Source organism: Rhizobium sp. No.120, from assembly GCF_054558365.1.
In genome coordinates, this window is record NZ_BAAJNQ010000003.1 from 148,021 (window position 1) to 164,898 (window position 16,878).

21 protein-coding genes are annotated in these 16,878 nt (G+C 56.5%); 4 read left to right on the plus strand and 17 right to left on the minus strand.

Going from position 1 to position 16,878, the window contains the following annotated elements:
• Nucleotides 1-37: 37 nt before the first annotated feature.
• A complete protein-coding gene (locus tag ACYJRZ_RS11245) occupies nucleotides 38-772 on the minus strand; it encodes a peptidoglycan-binding protein (RefSeq protein ID WP_459459007.1) in 735 nt (244 codons plus the stop codon).
• A gap of 133 nt (nucleotides 773-905) precedes the next feature.
• Here ACYJRZ_RS11245 and ACYJRZ_RS11250 point away from each other — a divergent pair, with 133 nt between their 5' ends.
• The gene (locus ACYJRZ_RS11250; RefSeq protein WP_459459009.1) at nucleotides 906-2,093 is read left to right on the plus strand and encodes an acyltransferase family protein; all 1,188 of its coding nucleotides are present in this window, start codon (nucleotides 906-908) and stop codon (nucleotides 2,091-2,093) included.
• Here the strand turns inward: ACYJRZ_RS11250 and ACYJRZ_RS11255 are convergent.
• The 9 genes from ACYJRZ_RS11255 to ACYJRZ_RS11295 form a co-directional block, all read right to left on the minus strand.
• Nucleotides 2,090-4,783, minus strand: a complete 2,694-nt coding sequence (locus ACYJRZ_RS11255) for a beta strand repeat-containing protein (protein WP_459459011.1) — start codon at nucleotides 4,781-4,783, stop codon at nucleotides 2,090-2,092. The two genes, ACYJRZ_RS11250 and ACYJRZ_RS11255, sit on opposite strands and share 4 nt — an antisense overlap.
• Nucleotides 4,784-4,863: 80 nt before the next feature.
• Nucleotides 4,864-5,418, minus strand: a complete 555-nt coding sequence (locus tag ACYJRZ_RS11260; RefSeq protein WP_459459013.1) for a DUF4376 domain-containing protein — start codon at nucleotides 5,416-5,418, stop codon at nucleotides 4,864-4,866.
• Nucleotides 5,419-5,433: 15 nt separating this feature from the next.
• Nucleotides 5,434-6,726, minus strand: a complete 1,293-nt coding sequence (locus ACYJRZ_RS11265; RefSeq protein ID WP_459459015.1) for a hypothetical protein — start codon at nucleotides 6,724-6,726, stop codon at nucleotides 5,434-5,436.
• Nucleotides 6,727-6,740: 14 nt separating this feature from the next.
• Nucleotides 6,741-7,532: a DUF2612 domain-containing protein gene (locus ACYJRZ_RS11270; protein ID WP_459459017.1), complete on the minus strand. Its 792-nt coding sequence runs from the start codon at nucleotides 7,530-7,532 to the stop codon at nucleotides 6,741-6,743.
• Nucleotides 7,532-8,710, minus strand: coding sequence for a baseplate J/gp47 family protein (locus tag ACYJRZ_RS11275; protein ID WP_459459019.1), 1,179 nt, complete (start codon nucleotides 8,708-8,710; stop codon nucleotides 7,532-7,534). Before ACYJRZ_RS11275 ends, ACYJRZ_RS11270 begins: the two co-directional genes overlap by 1 nt.
• Nucleotides 8,710-9,063, minus strand: a complete 354-nt coding sequence (locus ACYJRZ_RS11280) for a hypothetical protein (RefSeq protein ID WP_459459021.1) — start codon at nucleotides 9,061-9,063, stop codon at nucleotides 8,710-8,712. Before ACYJRZ_RS11280 ends, ACYJRZ_RS11275 begins: the two co-directional genes overlap by 1 nt.
• The gene (locus ACYJRZ_RS11285; protein ID WP_459459023.1) at nucleotides 9,063-9,728 is read right to left on the minus strand and encodes a Gp138 family membrane-puncturing spike protein; all 666 of its coding nucleotides are present in this window, start codon (nucleotides 9,726-9,728) and stop codon (nucleotides 9,063-9,065) included. The genes ACYJRZ_RS11280 and ACYJRZ_RS11285 overlap by 1 nt, the downstream gene beginning before the upstream one ends.
• A 3-nt stretch (nucleotides 9,729-9,731) precedes the next feature.
• Complete coding sequence (locus ACYJRZ_RS11290) at nucleotides 9,732-10,667, minus strand: phage protein (protein ID WP_459459024.1); 936 nt, start codon at nucleotides 10,665-10,667, stop codon at nucleotides 9,732-9,734.
• On the minus strand, nucleotides 10,664-10,978 hold the full coding sequence (locus tag ACYJRZ_RS11295) for a phage baseplate plug family protein (RefSeq protein ID WP_459459026.1): 315 nt from the start codon (nucleotides 10,976-10,978) through the stop codon (nucleotides 10,664-10,666). Before ACYJRZ_RS11295 ends, ACYJRZ_RS11290 begins: the two co-directional genes overlap by 4 nt.
• 92 nt (nucleotides 10,979-11,070) lie before the next feature.
• Here ACYJRZ_RS11295 and ACYJRZ_RS11300 point away from each other — a divergent pair, with 92 nt between their 5' ends.
• Nucleotides 11,071-11,322, plus strand: coding sequence for a hypothetical protein (locus tag ACYJRZ_RS11300; protein WP_459459028.1), 252 nt, complete (start codon nucleotides 11,071-11,073; stop codon nucleotides 11,320-11,322).
• On the opposite strand, the gene ACYJRZ_RS11305 is transcribed toward ACYJRZ_RS11300, so the two are convergent.
• Both ACYJRZ_RS11305 and ACYJRZ_RS11310 read right to left on the minus strand, forming a co-directional pair.
• Entirely contained in the window at nucleotides 11,319-11,840 is a 522-nt protein-coding gene (locus tag ACYJRZ_RS11305) for a phage baseplate protein (RefSeq protein ID WP_459459030.1), read from the minus strand. The genes ACYJRZ_RS11300 and ACYJRZ_RS11305 overlap by 4 nt on opposite strands.
• Nucleotides 11,837-13,243 (minus strand): glycoside hydrolase family 73 protein, encoded by a 1,407-nt coding sequence (locus tag ACYJRZ_RS11310; protein WP_459459032.1) that lies wholly within the window; start codon nucleotides 13,241-13,243, stop codon nucleotides 11,837-11,839. The genes ACYJRZ_RS11305 and ACYJRZ_RS11310 overlap by 4 nt, the downstream gene beginning before the upstream one ends.
• Here ACYJRZ_RS11310 and ACYJRZ_RS11315 point away from each other — a divergent pair.
• Nucleotides 13,217-13,408 carry a hypothetical protein gene (locus ACYJRZ_RS11315; RefSeq protein WP_459459034.1) on the plus strand — a complete coding sequence of 64 codons (192 nt, stop codon included), beginning with the start codon at nucleotides 13,217-13,219 and terminating at the stop codon, nucleotides 13,406-13,408. The genes ACYJRZ_RS11310 and ACYJRZ_RS11315 overlap by 27 nt on opposite strands.
• Nucleotides 13,409-13,773: 365 nt before the next feature.
• Here the strand turns inward: ACYJRZ_RS11315 and ACYJRZ_RS11320 are convergent, their stop codons facing one another.
• Genes ACYJRZ_RS11320 through ACYJRZ_RS11335 form a run of 4 tightly spaced genes read right to left on the minus strand, consistent with a single transcriptional unit; the run spans nucleotide 13,774 to nucleotide 15,127 of the window.
• Nucleotides 13,774-13,944, minus strand: a complete 171-nt coding sequence (locus tag ACYJRZ_RS11320; protein ID WP_459459036.1) for a DUF6889 family protein — start codon at nucleotides 13,942-13,944, stop codon at nucleotides 13,774-13,776.
• Between the two features lie 41 nt (nucleotides 13,945-13,985).
• Nucleotides 13,986-14,375 (minus strand): phage tail assembly chaperone, encoded by a 390-nt coding sequence (locus tag ACYJRZ_RS11325; protein WP_459459038.1) that lies wholly within the window; start codon nucleotides 14,373-14,375, stop codon nucleotides 13,986-13,988.
• Between the two features lie 8 nt (nucleotides 14,376-14,383).
• Nucleotides 14,384-14,836 (minus strand): DUF3277 family protein, encoded by a 453-nt coding sequence (locus ACYJRZ_RS11330; RefSeq protein ID WP_113436356.1) that lies wholly within the window; start codon nucleotides 14,834-14,836, stop codon nucleotides 14,384-14,386.
• Nucleotides 14,837-14,851: 15 nt separating this feature from the next.
• Nucleotides 14,852-15,127: an HNH endonuclease gene (locus ACYJRZ_RS11335; protein WP_459459585.1), complete on the minus strand. Its 276-nt coding sequence runs from the start codon at nucleotides 15,125-15,127 to the stop codon at nucleotides 14,852-14,854.
• Here ACYJRZ_RS11335 and ACYJRZ_RS11340 point away from each other — a divergent pair.
• Nucleotides 15,119-15,292, plus strand: a complete 174-nt coding sequence (locus tag ACYJRZ_RS11340) for a hypothetical protein (protein ID WP_459459633.1) — start codon at nucleotides 15,119-15,121, stop codon at nucleotides 15,290-15,292. The two genes, ACYJRZ_RS11335 and ACYJRZ_RS11340, sit on opposite strands and share 9 nt — an antisense overlap.
• A gap of 101 nt (nucleotides 15,293-15,393) precedes the next feature.
• Here ACYJRZ_RS11340 and ACYJRZ_RS11345 read toward each other — a convergent pair whose 3' ends face one another.
• On the minus strand, nucleotides 15,394-16,878 hold the full coding sequence (locus ACYJRZ_RS11345) for a DUF3383 domain-containing protein (RefSeq protein ID WP_459459041.1): 1,485 nt from the start codon (nucleotides 16,876-16,878) through the stop codon (nucleotides 15,394-15,396).

The following is a 16,878-nucleotide window of genomic DNA, read 5'->3' on the forward strand; positions in this document are numbered from 1 at the left end:
GTTGAGGGGGCTTATGCCGCGAGCCGCGCGGCCGGTATTAAGCCGCGAGAGCGGCCAGCGTCTGGGGGCCGGCGATACCATCCGCCGAAAGCCCCTTGGCCCGCTGGAAGGCCAGCACGGCCGATTGCGTGCCGTAGCCGAAGATACCGTCGGGATTGCCAGGCTTGTAGCCGGCGGCGATCAGGCGCTGCTGAAGCTGCAGGACGGACGCGCCCCGTTCGCCCCGCTCCAGAATGCCATCGGCCATTGCCGGATCAGGCATCGTCGTCCCTACCCCGCCGCTGGCGTAAATGCCTTGCGAGATCAGGCGAGCTTCGTCCTTCCGTCGAGCGACTAGACCGGCAAGAACTTTTCCCTTCTGGGTGACTGCCGTCGTCAGCAATCTCGATCCGGCGAGATCGTACTCCGCAGCCTTGATCGCTGTGGCCCATGTCCATGCCAGAGCCTCAGCGCCGCAATTGAAGACAACGGAGGTCGCACCGTCGAAAACGGTCTGTGGCGTCATGCGGCCCGAGAGGAACTTATCGACCGCCGCGCCGTATTCCTCATCGGAGACAAGCTGAAGGACAGCATCTGATTCCGCCTTCGTCATGGTCGAGCCGGGGCCGAACTTCTGACCGGGTCTGTTCTTCGACCACCATTCACGAAAGGCAGCAGATGCCCATGTGAAGCCGGTTCCGATCGTACCGACGCCGCCCGGATCGGCATACCAGGATGCGGAGAAGCCTTCGTGCAGCCTGATATCGGCCGCGCCGTTGGGAGAGAGACGCATTGTGATTGCTCCAATGAAAAAGGCGCCCCGAAGGACGCCTGCGATGGTTGTTAAGCAGATACTGCTTTTCGTTCCTAGAAATGTCTGTTAATTCCGGGTAACAATCCGCAAAAAACTGGTAGTGGTGAGAATTATGAGCGGCACCGATAACAATGCCGAGTTGTCACGCAGCGCTGGTCACCGATACGAATCCCTAGACGGCTTGCGAGGAGTGGCTTCGCTGATCGTCGTCATGACGCATGTGATGCTCACCCAGCCGGCTTTTTGGTCGCGCGTCATTCACGAAGACACCTCTCCAATGTCTGCGCTTGAGACAATCGCTTTTGACACACCGGTTCGCCTACTATTCGGCGGGAGCAGGGCCGTCATCCTTTTTTTTGTGCTCAGCGGCTTCGTTCTGGCCCTGCCATGGCTAACTGATCGCGCTCGATCATATGGCAACTTCATTCTGTATCGGGTGTGCCGAATTTACCTTCCCTATTTGGTTGCTATGACGCTGGCGGCTCTGATGGCGGCGTCGATTGGCGGCTACGCCATCCCAAGCGCGAGCGGCTGGATAAACGGCTATGGATGGACCAATCGTCTCGATCCGCTTAGCGCACCGAGCGTCTTGCTGATGCTAAACAACGTTTACAGTACATGGATTGACAACCCCACATGGTCTCTCGTGTGGGAAATGCGGGTTTCGCTGTTTTTCCCGTTGATCATCATTCCAATCGTCCGGTTCGGACCCTTGGGGATAATCGCTGTTGCCGCCGCTTTATGGGGAGCATTCTACGCCGGGCAATCAATCGAAGCACATTTCCCAGCCTCAAGCGCTTTTCTCGGAGATCCGCACAAAGCCTTTTATTATGCCTCGTTTTTTCTGATCGGATCGACCTTGGCAAAATACCGAGACATCCTTTTCAGAATGTGCTCCGCCCATGGTGGTATGGGGTCTATCGCGATGCTGATCATAGGGCTCACGATTTGGCTCACCAATTGGGGCACCTATACCGAATTGATGGAAGGGTTCGGTGCGGCGGCGCTGATTGTCGCCGCCGCATCGTCTGGTATGCCACGCAAATGGTTGATGACCGCACCGGTTCAATGGCTAGGCAAGGTTTCCTATTCACTATACCTTATTCATGTTCCGATCATCATGGGGACCCAATATCTATTCAACACCCGTATGTATAATGGAGACATGGCTTTCATCGCGGCCGCTACATCTCTTCTTCTTGCAGAGGTTTTTTATCGGAACGTTGAACGGCCGGCGCATGAGCTAGGAAAAGCTCTTACCAGTCGAATGAGCGCCAAGCGGCAGCAAATCCCGGCTTAGTGGAAGCGAACGCAACTGAGTGCGCCATACGCCGTTGCGGTAGATGTGCTAAAGGTGACAGAAGTGGTCAGGTACACCGTCGTAGCGGACGTGAAGTTAAAGAATACTGGCCCCACGTTGTTACCTTCAGCCAAACCGGCCGCGCTCGACACAGTTACACGCTTGAAATAGCCAGACGTTTCTAGCGCAGTTGGTACTGCCGCGCTTGTCGTGCTGATCCAGCCTGCAAACTGACCTATGGTTGTCGTGCCTGCTGGAGTTACTTGAATATTGCCATAGCATTGCCATGCGCCTGCCGGCAGGCTTGCGGAGGTGACGTTTAGAGGCGTTCCAGATGTCAGTGACGACCCAGGACTAGCGACGTCAGAGTTTACAATCTGCCCGATATAGCCGGAAGGCGCTGCGACACCAGCTGTTCCGCCCTGCAGTAGCGCTCCGCTTGTACCCTTCCCTTGAATCTGCATGGGGATATTGGTGTCATCACCTACGGCCTGCAGAGCCACAGCCTGCCCAGTGGCTGCACCGAGGGCCTGAACGCCATTGACGCCGCTGGCGACACCCTGAATGTTCAGGATCGCTTTTGAAGACGCATTTCGGAACGTGACAATATTATCACTCAAGAGCTGCTGAATGGCACCTGTGCTGGTCGTTCCGTTCGAAAGAATACTCGACGTTTGAACCCCAGCAGCGCCATACCACTGCATGGTGTGACCATAGCCAAACGCTATCGCGATACCAGACCCAGAAGTGCCGTTTGATCCAGTGATCGAATTTGACCCGAAGACGATGCCTTTACGATATGCCGCGCCGTTGTTCTGGATGTTGATCGCAGCCGTAGCGTCGAACGCCCCAGATACCTCCCCACCCGATGCGAGCTGAGCGCTGATAGTCTGGTCGCCGGATTGCGAATATGGATCGGTATCAGCAATGCCTACTAGGTTAATCGCGTCCGCCTCAATGCCATATGCGCCACCGTTGCCGGCCGTCGTCGTATCGCGCCATCCCTCAAAATAGCCTCCCCACGCCTGATTGCCAGACGCTCCAGTGTTGCCGGAGTTATTATTGACGCCAACACCTGTAGCCGCGATGACTTGGGATTGTGAGGCAGTACGGCCACTGGTCTGCGCGCCAAATACGGCGGTCGTGAGAGAATCTTTCCCCGCCGAAGTGTTCAAAACAGAGAACTGGCTAGTCTGGATATACCCATATGTGCGCCCCTTTGCCAGCTGATAGGTCGTGAGCCAATCCGGCTGAGACGCAACGTTGGTACCGTTGTTAAGAGCGGCCGGACCGACGAAGAGGCGATCGTTGATGCGGTTCACGTTGGCGCCGAGGTTCTGATAGAACTGGCTTGTGGCGGATTGCGTCGTGGCACCAGTCATCGAAAGCGTGGTAAACGCGCCCGTATTAGGAGTCGTCGCGCCGATCGGCGTATTATTGATGCTGCCTCCAGTGAAGACGCCGCCACTGATCGAAGGAGCGGTCGCAAGAACGGCAGATCCAGTCCCCGTAACAGAGCTAATTTGGGTGCCGTTGATCTTGAAGACGTTTCCAGATCCGGCGGTATCGAAGGTCTTGCCGGTGAATGTCTGGGTATCTGATGTGCCGGCGAGCAAACCTGAGGTCGGGAAAACCTGGGTTACGCCGCCAATCGTGACAGTGCCGGTCAAAGATGGGTTGGAGATCGAAGGCCCTGTACTGCGAACAACGGCACCCGTACCTGTCGAGGTCGTGGTGCCAGTGCCGCCCTGCGCCACAGACAGGGGCGTCGTCAGATTCGATAGCGATGTGATATCGCTGTTCGCACCGGCGGCGGCGGCGCCAATACCTGCTCGAGCAGTCGCTTGCGTGGTGCCACCCGTTCCGCCCTGCCCCAGCGAAAGAGCAGTCGTGAGCCCAGAGAGAGATGTAATATCACTATTGCTACCCGACGCCGCCGCGCCAAGGCCAGTTCTCGCGGCCCCTGCAGACGTCGCACCCGTGCCACCTTGGGCAACTGACAAAGCTGTCGTGAGACCTGTGATGGAGGTAATATCACCATTGGCGCCAGAGGCGGCGGCTCCAAGGTTCGTTCTTGCTCCGGCTGCCGTGTTTGACCCAGTGCCGCCATCGCTTACGGCGAGGTCAGTGATCCCGGTAATAGAACCGCCGGTAATGGAAACAGCGTTTGAATTCTGGGTCGCGATTGTTCCGAGCCCAAGATTAGTACGAGCCCCGGCGGCGGTGCTCGAATTCGTGCCGCCTTGGGCGACTGAAACAACACCACCGACCAAGCTGGCTTTCGCGCTCAGACCGACGTCAACATAAGCCGTGGTCGCAACGTTGGTGGAATTATCGCCCTGAGACTTCGTCGGGGCAGTCGTGACGCCTGTGAATGTGGCCGCACCCCCGGTAATCGAGACGGCGTTCGAATTCTGATACGCCATCGAGCCGGGCGTACCGCAATCCGTTATCAGATTGGCGCTTGTTCCCCAGCAGGCCAGATTTCTGGTAATCGGGGAAGTCGATCCTGGCTTCAGGAAATCCGTTACCGGCTCACGGCCGACATGGCCGCCGCCATCATGCCCGATGACGTGGGATAGCGTACGGATGGGCAGTTGCTCGATCGCGCCAGTGACGGTCTGCGCAGATGCACCGGAAAAAACGGCGCACGCCATCGCGGCCGCAAGGAGCAGCTTGTTCAAATTCATAGGAGATTTCCTGTGATTGGATCACTGAGGCGCGGCGATACGTCGTCCCGAATAACGGGACGCCCTACACCTCTGTCGATTTAGCTATTTGAAGGCCACGAAGCGGCATCAACTGCAGCGGCAGTCTTGACTTTTCCTGAGGCTATGGCCGCAACGAGGGTTGCCTCTGTATCGAAGCAGCCGGAAATGAACTTCATCACCGCCGTGGCCATAGCGATCGCATCAGATTGGCTCAGAGTAAAAAACGTGCCGTCAGCACATTTAAAACTTGTCGAGAATGTTGATCCGACGAGATTGGCAGCGAGCGCTACGCTGCTTATTTTGCTCTGACTATCGCGATCTGTGGAGATCGGATGGCCGTCATAGACAAAGCCCCCAACTTCCAGCGCATAGCGTTTTGACGCAGCGTAGGCGGTCAAATCAGCAAAGATACCATACTGGCCCACGACAGCTTGCAGAGACGCGGAGGTCTGGTTTCCGCTATCGTCTGATGGCCAACGTGTCGGAATGCGACCTTGCGCAAGCCAATTTTGGTAATCTGTGTCTTTTTCAGTCACGAAGCTCGCGTTGATGGATGAGAAAATCCTGCCATCATCCGCAAGCCAATACCAGTTTTTTGGAAATGCCCCATCCATGTTTGGCCCTCTTGATTAGATATAAAGACCATTGGTCGCAGTAGAACCCGCGATCGAGCCGGGGAGGTAATTAGCTCCGGCGCCGGCCGTGTAAATCAATCCGCTAACTTCGCTGAGATAGCGCGGCCCGACGACGACTCCCGCACCAGAGAATGTCATGCCATCTGCTGTGATGGTGCCGTTGTTGGCGTGGACAAACTGTTGATTGTAATTCTGTGTCCCACCTGTAAACGTGATGGTGCGACCACCGATCGAGATTGTTGAATTCGTCAACGCAAGTGCATGGACAGCCGCAGCTCCAGAAACGCTATAATTTCCATCTGCCACGATGAATGAATTTTGCGCTGAGAATATGTGGGCATTCAACGTGGCGCCGAAATCAATGTTCGAAAAGCGTATTGAGGAGCCATCGAAAGCGGTCATTGTTGTGCCGCCACTAGACAACAGCCTAAAACCACTGATGACAAGGCGCGAAGCTATTGACGCCGTGATCGTGTCGCCGCTCGTGTTGATTACGCAATTTGCGGGCGTCGATGGATTGCCCTGCAGGGTGATGTTGACGATGCCCGATCGCAACAAGTTTAGACCAGCCGTATACGTGCCGTCTCCCACCTGAATGACTACAGAGGACCCAGCGGCATTGTAACGTGTCAGAGCGGTGTTGGCGGCCGCTTGGATTGTTGCGAAAGCTCCAGATGGGCTATTCGTCAAGCCGTCATTCGCATCATTGCCATCGGTTCGAACGTAGAGGGTCGTCGCCAATGCGGGAGGCGTCTTCTGGCTCGGGATTTGAAAGGCAGTTCCGTCGTAAACCAAAACGATGATCTGCCCGGCAGTCAGATCGCCTGGAGACAGTGCTGTGCCGCCGGCACGCAGGATTGATTTTGCACCAAGGCCATTCACGTTCAGCGTTGCTGCGCCCGTATTTGTGGCGGAGAGAAGCAACACAATACCGAAGGGCGCAGAATACGTGGCCGGAGCAGGCGTGAGATTTGCTGTTATCGAATTCGCACTTCCGCCAGCGATAGCAAAATTGAGCTTTCCGCCCTGGATGGTTCGCTCGAAGCTGGTCTGAATATTTGCAACGCTGCCATCATCTAGCGCATCAAAGCCGCCGATATCACCAACGAATTGGCCTATCATTGCAGCGATGACGGACGCCTGACGCCAAACCGTGTTGAGCTCCTCTGACTGAGCTACACCAGCGGAAAATCCTGCGAGACGCGCAGCCAGCGCTGCATAATCGGCAGGCGAAAGCACGTTTGCTCCGCCGGCCGTGCCGAACGGCAGATATTGATTTGTCGTCATGATGTCCCCGGAAATCAGGAGGTGAAGTAGGTTGGATCTACGCCCCACGCGCCGGTATCGAACCCAGCAATGTAATCGTTCTGAACGTCAAAACCGAAGACGGGAGCGTTGTTGACAGAGGTGACTTCGTAATTGACGCGAACCGCCGCCGGCTTGATCGGCAAAAGCCCTTGTTCAAGGATGGCCAAGAACAGTAGCGATGGGATTTCCCCAGCGATACCGACAGTCATTGTCATGTCTTGATTGTCGAGCACGAAAAGGAGGGTGCCCGAAAGCGCCGGAAACGCAGACAAGACGGCTCGAAAGCCACTGTCGGTGAGACCGGTCAGAAGTGAATAGGAACCATCGTCGTTCAGCCCCTGAAGCTGTATGCGCGCGTTCGGCGGCTGGGGGAAGATGATGTCGAATGCGTCCGGTGCATTCTCTACGGTGCCGTCCCAAATGTTCGCGGCGATCTTCGCCCTTATGAGAGTCCTATAGGTGTCGTCATCGAGGACAGTTATCCCGGTATCGCTGTCATATGGGCCTTTCCAGACACCCAAATCGAATCCGCGCTTGGGATCATCAAAGGAAAACCACACATTCGGAATTGGAACCGGAATATCCCGGCTGATTCCTACCCAAGCGCCGTCAGCATCTTCCTGGACGCCAATGGAATAATCGAGATCGAAAGCCGTAGGCAGTGAGGCAAGAAAGCTTTGGCCATCCACCAGAGGCTGAACCAAGGCGGCGATCGTCGCTGTGAAATTCGGCTGCCCACGATGATAACTGGTAATTCGAGACAGGTAATCGTCGACGCTCGCCATCAGATCACCGTGACCGTGATATCCATTACATCACAAGCAGATGCTTCATTGAATGCAAGTGGAACATCAGGTGTTCCGGCACCGCTTGCCCGCGAGAGCGTCAGCGAAGTGACACGGAAGGCTGCAGAGCTCGGTACACCTTTCGCAGCCGATACTGCGCTGTCCCATTCGACCACACCACTTTGGCCCCCACCAATAGCGGTGGCATTGATTTCCGCAGCGACGGCATCCTTTATCGAATTCTCAACGGTCGTTGTATAGCCGCCGAGAGCCTTGACAGTGATCGCAACGGAAATCGGCACGAGGGTCGGGCGCGAAAAGCGAATAACATGCGAGACGCCATAACTATCAATGACCGTCTCGCTTGTCGTGCCGAAGGTGCCGGCGCCCTCGCCTTTCTTCAGCGCGATCGTATTGGCGATGGTCTGCGCATCACCGCCTTCAATCACAAGCGCGAAGGTGTGCCCTGGAATGCCGTTGGCATCTGTGACGTCGGTATCATTGTCATAGGCAGCATAGCGCGTTACCCCGGTCAGATTGGCGACCGCGCCGACAACGCCTTCCAAGACAGTCTTGTTCGGCAACATGGTCGACGTCGTCTGCCTCTTCCGGAGAGTGGCGTCATCCTCGACAGGGGCTCCTACCGCAGCGGCCGAAGCGTTTGTCACTGACTGCCATCCTCGGGTCGGCGTGGCGATCGTCGTTACCGATCCAACGTCCGCAGTAATCGCGCCAGCTTCGGCCGCCATCGCTGTGGCAATGATCTCGCCTCCGGACGGAATGGTCACGCTAGCTGGAAGAAGCCATTGATTGCCGTTCGTGTCCGAAGCGATGCCGTTGTTGATCGTCGTTCCCGCCTGGCCGATCAACGTTAGATCGACGGAAGAATAGGATGCTACGCCGCGCTGAATGCCGTTGAGCTTGACGACGCTCGATAGACCTGCACCCTGAGCCGTCGCCGGCGAGAACGAGTTATAAACCGCTGCCGCCATCGAATTCGCATCCGAGATCGCCAAGGCAAAGATTGCCAGCAATTGACCGTCCTGGCTGTCTGGCTCGAGATAGACGTCGGCGCCGTATATCGCCCGGTAGGCGTTCTGCAGGTAGGTGAGCACATCGGTATATGAGGGGACGTGAATCCCTGTCGCATCGATCGTGCAAACGGGTGTTGTAGCCATCACATCGCCTCTGAAATGACGGCGGCGCCGTATTGCGTATCAATCGTGCAGTTCACCGCAAAACCTCGGGTGTCGCGATTGAGCGAGCTCGAGTAATCAGCGATAGCTGTCACGCCCTGACTGCCAAGGATGCGAGTTCTGATGACTGGATCGCGGGTGGACCCGGTATACTTGCCGAGCACACGCGTTTTCCATGGCGTGCCTTCGGTGTTATCGAGGAACCATTCGCCAAGCTGCAGATGAAGCCGCGTCTTAACGGCCTGCGCCGGCGCTTCGGGCACGTCTCGCCAGAAGTCAGCTTGGCCGTGCCCAAAGGTGTAATCACCCGTGGGGGAGAGCTTTCGATAGCGCATCAGAGTACCGCAAATACCTTTGAGGAAGGGCCAGCGACCGTCTCGACTGGCTGGCCGCCAAGTCCGCCAAGATCAACTCGACTTGGCGTAATGGAAACCAGCATGCCGCCTCTGACCTCATGGACAATTGATGTTGGTGTGACTGTGCTTTGCGAGTCGGTGGCCTTGATCTGCACCTGATCTCCTTTGAGGCTGATCAAGGTGTTTCCGTCATCGGTCCGGATTTCAGCGGCATCTTTGTTGATGTTTGAAAGTATCCGCGGCTTTGAACGAAAACCCATCATCGCCATGCCGTCTGATAAATCATGCATTCTTCCATCGATCTGCATTTGCAGACCACCAGATTGATGCCATGCATCAATAGGCCGGGCTGAAAAGACAACCATCGCCTCATCCCCGGATTTGACTGGAAACGTCATACTCATGCCGCCGCCATTCGGGAACTGCATCGGAACGCTTGCCAGAACCGGCAGATCGACCGCCGTTGTGCTGCCGTCTGGATTTCTGACGATCGATTTGATCGCCGGCTGGAAGGTGGCATGTTGACCGTCGTCGTCGACGCTGACCACGACACACGGGAGCGCAGTCCAGATCTTCGCCTGCAGGCCGTCGAGCATCGCCCGGTTGGCTTCTTCCGGGTCATGCAGTCTCTCACGAACGTCCATAAATCACGGATCCACATTGATGCCCTTGGGCACTAAGCCAAGGGGAATTGGGCCTTTGCCGTCGGCGCGGATGCAGAGCATGTCTGAGTACCAGGGCTCGCCGCGGGTATCGCCAAGATGGTTGACGACCAGCACCTTGTAGAAGCCGTCGTCGGCCGTCGTCGGAATCATCGAGTTGTTGACCTCACCGAGATAGCCCGGATCGAACTTCGCTTCCTGGATGTCGGCTTGATCGATCTGAATGAGCGTGCCCGGTCCGATCATCGGATTGAGCAGGCTTTGAACCTGAATGCCGTCGATCGTTTGGACAGGCAGCCCGATCATGCCGGTGCGCGAGTTGAGCACGATGGCGCCCCCGGGCGCCGCCTCGCTGTCCTTCACGACCGTGAGCTGGTTATTCTGAATGCTCCAAGATGTGCCGGTCGAAATCGCCACCGTCCTGAGCACATCGCGGGCCATGCCGAAGAGCACCCTGCCCCGCGGCATCTGCTTTTTGCCAAGATCAGCGACGTAGCCGAGCGTGATGCCAAAAGGCTTCATCGCCTCATAGGCGGCCATCACCTGATCTTTGTAGGTATGCCCGGCCGCCAGCGTCTTATTGACGACGGCGTGGTTGTAGGCCTGATCTCCGCCTTGGGCCAAAATGTTCAGATAGGTGTCGACCGGATTCTCGCGGCCGCGCCGCTTTTGAATGATCTGGCCCTTGAAGATCAGCCCGTAGCCACTCTGATAGCCGGCCTCAAGAGTGACTGTCGTTCCCTCGTTCTTGATCCTTTGGACCGTCTGATCCGAAAGGTTCGAAATCGTGATGTCGCCGACGTTCGGCGATTGAAGCGTGTGCTGCGCGACATTGAACCTGATGCGCAGCTCCGACAGGTCGATCGCCTCACCGCCACCCTCGACCGTGAGCTTGCAATACCGGATCCACTGTTGGGTCATGGTGTCACGAAGTAGAGATGGGACTCTGTGCCCAGGTTACTGAACGTCGGCACAGCGTCCGGGTCAGCATCTGTCTGAACGATCAATTGGCCGCCAATGTTCAAATATTGATATTGCTCCAACAGATCATGGCCGGTGACCAGCGGTGCCCCGCATAGAATGTTGCTGCCGCTCTGATCGGCGATATCGAGCAGCCAGCCGCCCATCGGCGCATCCGCATAGCGGACGGTCAGTTGATAGGAGATGCCGGCCAGGAGGATGCTGAAGGTCTGCGGTGTCGGCGACAGTGGGATTTCGTATGTTGTTGCCATCGTCCACCATGACTATTCGCGCCGTCTCTCGACTTTTACGCGATTTGGATTCAACATGCCTCACCTTTAATCACGCGCCTCGGAGCACATCAGTGGGCAATTATGTTCAGCGGGTCGGCGACCTCATCTTTACAATTTCGGTCTTCGCATTGATCGCCGTCATTCTCGGATACCAAGGGCATCCATTTTTCGGGTCCTATCTCATGATGGCGATCTCTTCACTGATCACCGGATTGCTCATCGCAGTATTTGGCAGGATGTCGTCGGAACTGACAATGATCCGGTCTACCTCGGAAGAGCAAACCAAGCTTCTTCAGCAGTTGCTTGAGAAGGGACAAGGTTAACCGCCGGCCGCTTGAATTGGGCCGGTGATTTGCTTTGCGCCTGTATTGACGACGCCAGCCGTCTTCTGAGGGGATGCCTGCACGCTCTGGGCCGGCGACTTCGTGGTTGCGGTATCCACAATGAGCACTTCCCGAAGGCCAGCAACCAAATAAAGCGCGTGTTCGCTTCGTTCATCAGTCGTCACTTCAAGTGACCTGATCAACATATTGGAATATTGACGCTTTCCTGTGAACACATCGAATGGCTGGCGCGCTGCCTGCAGGTCAAGAAACTCCTGATAGACTTCCTGGACATACCCTTCCGCGCCAGCCGTCGAGTTTGAGAAGCCACATCGCATCTCGACCTCGACCGGAAGCTTGAAAGCATGGTCCGAGATTGCGGCGCCGCGTTCGACCGGATGATCCGTAATGACGAGCTGATCGCGGTGGTTCTCTTCAACCACGATATCCGGGACGATGGTTCCTATGGCCCGGAACGGGGCAGAGATCAGGGCATAGAGATCGTCGATCAGGCTCATCTAACCGCACCTTGGGTGTTCCGAAGCATCAGTGAGTTAACCGAGCTCTGCCGGTTCGCAACCGCATTGGCGGTCGAGGTCGGGTCACCGGAGCCCATAACGCTGATATTTGTGTTCTGCTGCAGCGTGACGTTGTTGGTGTTGCCTGCCGTCGTCAGCGGGGCACTGGAATTTATCGATCCCAGGTTGGAGGAGGCGTTCTGAGCCCAATCAAAGGCCGGATGCGCCTGGCTGAAATTCTGGTTTGCGGCCTCCTGTTGCTTTGGCGTTTTTCCAGCCATTGCCTGCACTGGATCATAGGTGATCTGATTGGCAACTCCACGAATCGATGAATCGTAATTGGAATCCGTCGCATAGGATCCAAAGCGCCCGTTCTTCAGTTCAGCGATCGCATCGTCCAAGGTTTCTGCATTCCATGCGCGCGGAAAATGCGATTTCATAAACTCAATTCGGTCGCGAAGACCTTCAGCGGCCGTGGCATACTTTCGGAACGTCGCCATGGTTCGATAGGGGCCATTGGGGCCATATTCTGTCGTGGCGAGGGTCTGGGTATCACCAGTCCAACTCCGCCCGGCTTTGATACCGAAAAAGTTATTCCCTGGAGCGTGCATGCCGAATCCGCTTTCCAGTCCAGCCTGAGCCGCCATGAGACGAGCTTGCGTATCGGTAAGACCGGCATCCAGCGCGTTCTTATAAACCGCGTTCAAGAACTGGCGTGGGTGGCCCCGAGCGGCAGTTATGTCGCTCGCATCTCCTGTGAAATTCACGTTCTGATCTGACGAAGCGGATGAGGTATTTCCGCGCGCATCTACCGGCGACAGGCCGAACATCTTCCGGACCGGATTGCGGATGTTGTTATTCCACCACTTGAAGATACCTGTTCCACCGATCGCATCATTGATCGCGTCGCCATTGGCCTTCGCCTGCTCCATGGAGTTCGGTGCGAAGCCAACGAGTGCGGCCAGCGCAAGCCAGCCAATCCCGACGCTTTTGAACACGCCAAGGACGCGCAACAGCCAGGATCCGGCCAAGAATACGGCGAATGTCTCAAATGCGGCCTGCAGCCCATCCTTGCCGGTAAGCGCCTTAGCCATATCATCAAAGGTCTTGAAGACGGGCTTGAATGCCTCGATCAACTTGCCGAGATCTTCGATAAGATCCTCGATCGCCTGCGTGACGGCAATGATGAAGCTTTTGATATCGTCCTTATGGTCGATAAACCATTGACTGAGGGCATTGAGCTTTTCGGTCAGCGTGGGCTCAAGGTCGGTCAGAACCTTCGTGACGACGGCCTCGATCGTCGACTGCAGTTGCGTCAGCGCCTGCATGAAGTCCTTGGACCGCTTGGCAGCCTCCTCGCTATCGAGACCTGCGGCTTGCTGGATCTTGACGTATTCGTCCATCCGGCGACCGAGATCGCCGCTCATCAGAGCCCGCAGCGTATTCTCATCAAGCCCGAGCGCGCCGGCGTACTGCAGGGCGATCGGGTAGCTCTTTTTCGAGAGGGCGGCGCCGACATCGCGAAGGACATCAACCTGATCCCGCAGCTGGCCGTTGGCTTCGGTTGAAACACCGAGCGATTTGACCAGATTCACATAGCCAGGATTGCTCCGAAGATGTTGGCCAAAAGCTTCGATCGCGGATCGCGTGCCCTCATAGGAGCCGCCAAGCTGCGAAACAGCGTAGGACAGCGCACGGATATTCTGAACCGACGCGCCGGTGCGCTGCGACGACCAATAGAGGCTATCAAAGCTTCGGGCGACCTTTTGGACACCCTCAACCACGATACGGGCCATGCCTTCGATGGCATCGGCCAGAAGCTGCGCCTGCACGACCGCGCCGCGCATAGACTCCTTGAATTTTCGCTCAGAATTATCGTCGACAGTATAGCCGAGGCTGACGAGAAACTCACGGATGGTCGTTGCGTCGGCCATCATCTGCCTCCGTTAGCCTGTTGGGACGATTGTTGCGCACGAGACTGGTTTTCGTCGGCAACGTTCAGGGCTTCGTTCATGAGGGCGATGTCGCAGATGTCGAGAGTTCCGTCTTTCAGGCTCTCGAATTTGCAGAGACCGCGAAGAACCGGCCGCATGAGCCAGGTCATTCCATCGGGGAGCGCCACCGCTTCGTAGGTTGCCTGTGAGGCTACGCTTTGAAACTCGAAGGGAGCGCGGCGGAGAAAGGGACGATGGCAGCTCCGATCACAGCGATGACGATCTGGATCATGACGGCCATGTCGATATCGTCGAACATGGGGCGCTTGGCTTGCGTCGACCAAATGGGAGCCCATCCGGTGCCGCCGGCCTGTTCACGCTGAACAACAGCCATGCACGCGTTGATCACGTACTCCGTATCGGCGTCGCTCATTTTCGAGATGGCGTCGGCAATCAGCGCCAAGCCGTCTTCCAGCTTGTTGTCGAGCATGCCGCGCAGACTCCCGAGAACCGGGCCAAGCCGGCGGACGACATGAAACTGCGTCATGGCATCCATGGTCCCGGACCGATATTTGAATCCCTTGATTGGAAACTCAGCCATGGCTCACCTCATGCCGCCGGCGTGCCGGTGCCAAGCTTCTCATCAATGAAGATGCAATCGAAGCCCCATTCGTTCGTGCCGCCGTCCTTGGCATAGTTGATGTCGGGGGCCTTCTTGAAGGCGCACTGCGAAGCCTGCACGCTGTCACCGCGGACCGGATCGCGAACCGAAATGACGTTCTGGCCATGATTGGCCGACGATGCGGTCTGGAAATTGTACATTTCCATCAGTAGCGCATTGGTCGGGCTGGTTTTGAGCAACCGGACCGTGATCGTGCCGCTCTTGCCGGCGTGCAGCGAATGCATGCCTGAGCCGTCGGCGCCGATCGTCATGGTGTTCTTGTCCTCAGTCATCGTGACCGTGATACCCTCTTCCGAAGGGCCGGCGCCGTTGCCGAGGGAGATGGAGCCGCCGGGGCCTTGGATCGCCGCGACGACGTTGGCGAAAGAATATGTGCTCATGGATTATCTCCTGGGTTAGCCAGCGCAGGCAAAGTCGCCGTGATACAAGCGCGCTGCGCTGGTATAAGCAGAATGCGCCTCCTCAGGCGTCTCAAAGCTGCCAAGATAAATCTGACGCCCGCCAGCCTGTATTCGCGCTTGCCATTTCGAAGAATGGGGATTTTGGGAAACTCCCTTCATCCCCGCTCTATTACTTAAATTGATGCGGCGATTTCTATTGTTCTCGGCTCTCGTGCATGCTCTGAGATTTTTCAATCTGTTATCGAGAGGATCACCGTTTCGATGGTCCACGAAATCAACCCACTGGCCATAAGCAAGAGCGAAGATTATTCGATGCGCGCCAATCAGGCGATTATTTCCCAGATTTACAACGAGATACCCGGTGCTTTTATAGACGCAGCCAGCAGCCCGACCGGCGTATCTGGAATTGAATGCCTTCCATCCTCGATCATTTGAAAAATGCGACCGAGGCCGACATTTCCATGACAATGATCCGCTTTCTGGGTTGTACTCAAAGCACTCCCTAAGAAATGAAACAGGCACCATATTCACGTCAATCACCTGTTCACATTGATAAGTACGTTGACCGAATGGACGGCGCCGGCGAGCTTTGCCGCCACCTGGATCGGTACCGACTTGCGGGCCTCGCGATCGGACTGGCTCTGGCTGGCGACAAGCGGCGCATAGACGTAATAGCCAGAGGTCAGCATCTGACCCTGCTTGAGCTGGCCGAAACCAGGAGCGTTCCAAACGCCGGGAGCGACAAGGCCATTGTTAACGGCCCGCGCCATCGTGGCCTCAATCGTGGTGACGAGCAGATGCGTGCCATCGTCCGTCTGCGGGATTTTCGTCGGGCTCTGGTAAAGCAGATTGTAAAGATCCGTCTGGATGGCATTCTGCAGCCAGTCCGTGCCGTGGACTTCGTCGAAGAAGTAGCCGTTGGCCATGACACCTTCCTGGATGATGGCGGTGTCATTGTTGTAATTGACGAAGACGTTGCAGTTCTTGGCCTTGAGCGTTGCGGCTTGGCTCTCGGTCAGCGTTTCGGCGGCAACACCCGGTTCTTGTTTGAACTTGAGCGTGATGGTCGAATTGTTGGCCTCGAAATTGACTGTGAAGGCGCGAGCGGCCATTGAGGTGACCGCATAAGGACTGGACGATGAAAATTGAGTGAAAGTCCGCTTATAGCCGAGCGCCTTCAACTGGCTAGCAAGGTCGTTGGTGACCGCCACGTCGAGCACCGATGGATTGGTGATCGTGATTCCGAAGATATGGCTCTGCGATGCGCCTTCGATAAACGCTGCGACGGCAAGATAGTCCGACGTTGCCGCCGGCGTCGACGTCGCGACAGTGAGGCCGTACCACGCGTTCGATATATCTGCGAGCGTCTGGACGGCTGACAGTAAGGTCTCAGCAGCCACACCGGCCACCGGAGGCGATGCCACGCCGGTTACAAGGTTGAGCATCGCCGAAATATCGGTACCGGAGCCTGTTGCAGACGCGTAGCCAACAGTCGATGTCGTTCCAGTCGTGGAGCTTTCCACAATGAACCGCTGAGAAACCGAATCCCAGACTACAGAGGCACCGGCGAGCGCGGTGTCGATGATAGAAGCGACGCCATTCAGGTTGGTCACGGCGGAGAAATTCAGCGCGGACAGGGTCTTTGTGGCACCATCAATGTCAATCTTCATAGAGCCGTTGGTGATGCTCGTGAAGTTCGAAATCTGCTGTTCGCTAGCCGAAAGGACGCCGCCGTTCAGTCGACCGGAAGTCGCAGTCTGCGCCCATCGACCAACATAGCAGATCGATGGCTGTGGCTCCTGAGAAAAGAAGAAATCAGCCGCGATGTATTCTGCAGCCGTCGTTCCGAAATCTTCGGCGATGCCATCGAGATCCGAATATTCTCGAATTCGCTCGGCCGTATCAATGACGTCAGACGAGCCGAGAATGAGTTCGGCTCCGAAATTGCGCTGGGCTGCCGCTTTCGGAGCAAGATTGATCGTGACGTTGACGACGTCACTGACGTTAAGACCAGAAGCCAT

Coding starts and splice junctions, on each gene's coding strand:
- ACYJRZ_RS11245 (WP_459459007.1), bottom strand. CDS start 772: ATGCGTCTCTCTCCCAACGGCGCGGCCGATATCAGGCTGCACGAAGGC.
- ACYJRZ_RS11250 (WP_459459009.1), top strand. CDS start 906: ATGAGCGGCACCGATAACAATGCCGAGTTGTCACGCAGCGCTGGTCAC.
- ACYJRZ_RS11255 (WP_459459011.1), bottom strand. CDS start 4,783: ATGAATTTGAACAAGCTGCTCCTTGCGGCCGCGATGGCGTGCGCCGTT.
- ACYJRZ_RS11260 (WP_459459013.1), bottom strand. CDS start 5,418: ATGGATGGGGCATTTCCAAAAAACTGGTATTGGCTTGCGGATGATGGC.
- ACYJRZ_RS11265 (WP_459459015.1), bottom strand. CDS start 6,726: ATGACGACAAATCAATATCTGCCGTTCGGCACGGCCGGCGGAGCAAAC.
- ACYJRZ_RS11270 (WP_459459017.1), bottom strand. CDS start 7,532: ATGGCGAGCGTCGACGATTACCTGTCTCGAATTACCAGTTATCATCGT.
- ACYJRZ_RS11275 (WP_459459019.1), bottom strand. CDS start 8,710: ATGGCTACAACACCCGTTTGCACGATCGATGCGACAGGGATTCACGTC.
- ACYJRZ_RS11280 (WP_459459021.1), bottom strand. CDS start 9,063: ATGCGCTATCGAAAGCTCTCCCCCACGGGTGATTACACCTTTGGGCAC.
- ACYJRZ_RS11285 (WP_459459023.1), bottom strand. CDS start 9,728: ATGGACGTTCGTGAGAGACTGCATGACCCGGAAGAAGCCAACCGGGCG.
- ACYJRZ_RS11290 (WP_459459024.1), bottom strand. CDS start 10,667: ATGACCCAACAGTGGATCCGGTATTGCAAGCTCACGGTCGAGGGTGGC.
- ACYJRZ_RS11295 (WP_459459026.1), bottom strand. CDS start 10,978: ATGGCAACAACATACGAAATCCCACTGTCGCCGACACCGCAGACCTTC.
- ACYJRZ_RS11305 (WP_459459030.1), bottom strand. CDS start 11,840: ATGAGCCTGATCGACGATCTCTATGCCCTGATCTCTGCCCCGTTCCGG.
- ACYJRZ_RS11310 (WP_459459032.1), bottom strand. CDS start 13,243: ATGGACGAATACGTCAAGATCCAGCAAGCCGCAGGTCTCGATAGCGAG.
- ACYJRZ_RS11320 (WP_459459036.1), bottom strand. CDS start 13,944: ATGACCTGGCTCATGCGGCCGGTTCTTCGCGGTCTCTGCAAATTCGAG.
- ACYJRZ_RS11325 (WP_459459038.1), bottom strand. CDS start 14,375: ATGGCTGAGTTTCCAATCAAGGGATTCAAATATCGGTCCGGGACCATG.
- ACYJRZ_RS11330 (WP_113436356.1), bottom strand. CDS start 14,836: ATGAGCACATATTCTTTCGCCAACGTCGTCGCGGCGATCCAAGGCCCC.
- ACYJRZ_RS11340 (WP_459459633.1), top strand. CDS start 15,119: ATGGTCCACGAAATCAACCCACTGGCCATAAGCAAGAGCGAAGATTAT.
- ACYJRZ_RS11345 (WP_459459041.1), bottom strand. CDS start 16,878: ATGGCTTCTGGTCTTAACGTCAGTGACGTCGTCAACGTCACGATCAAT.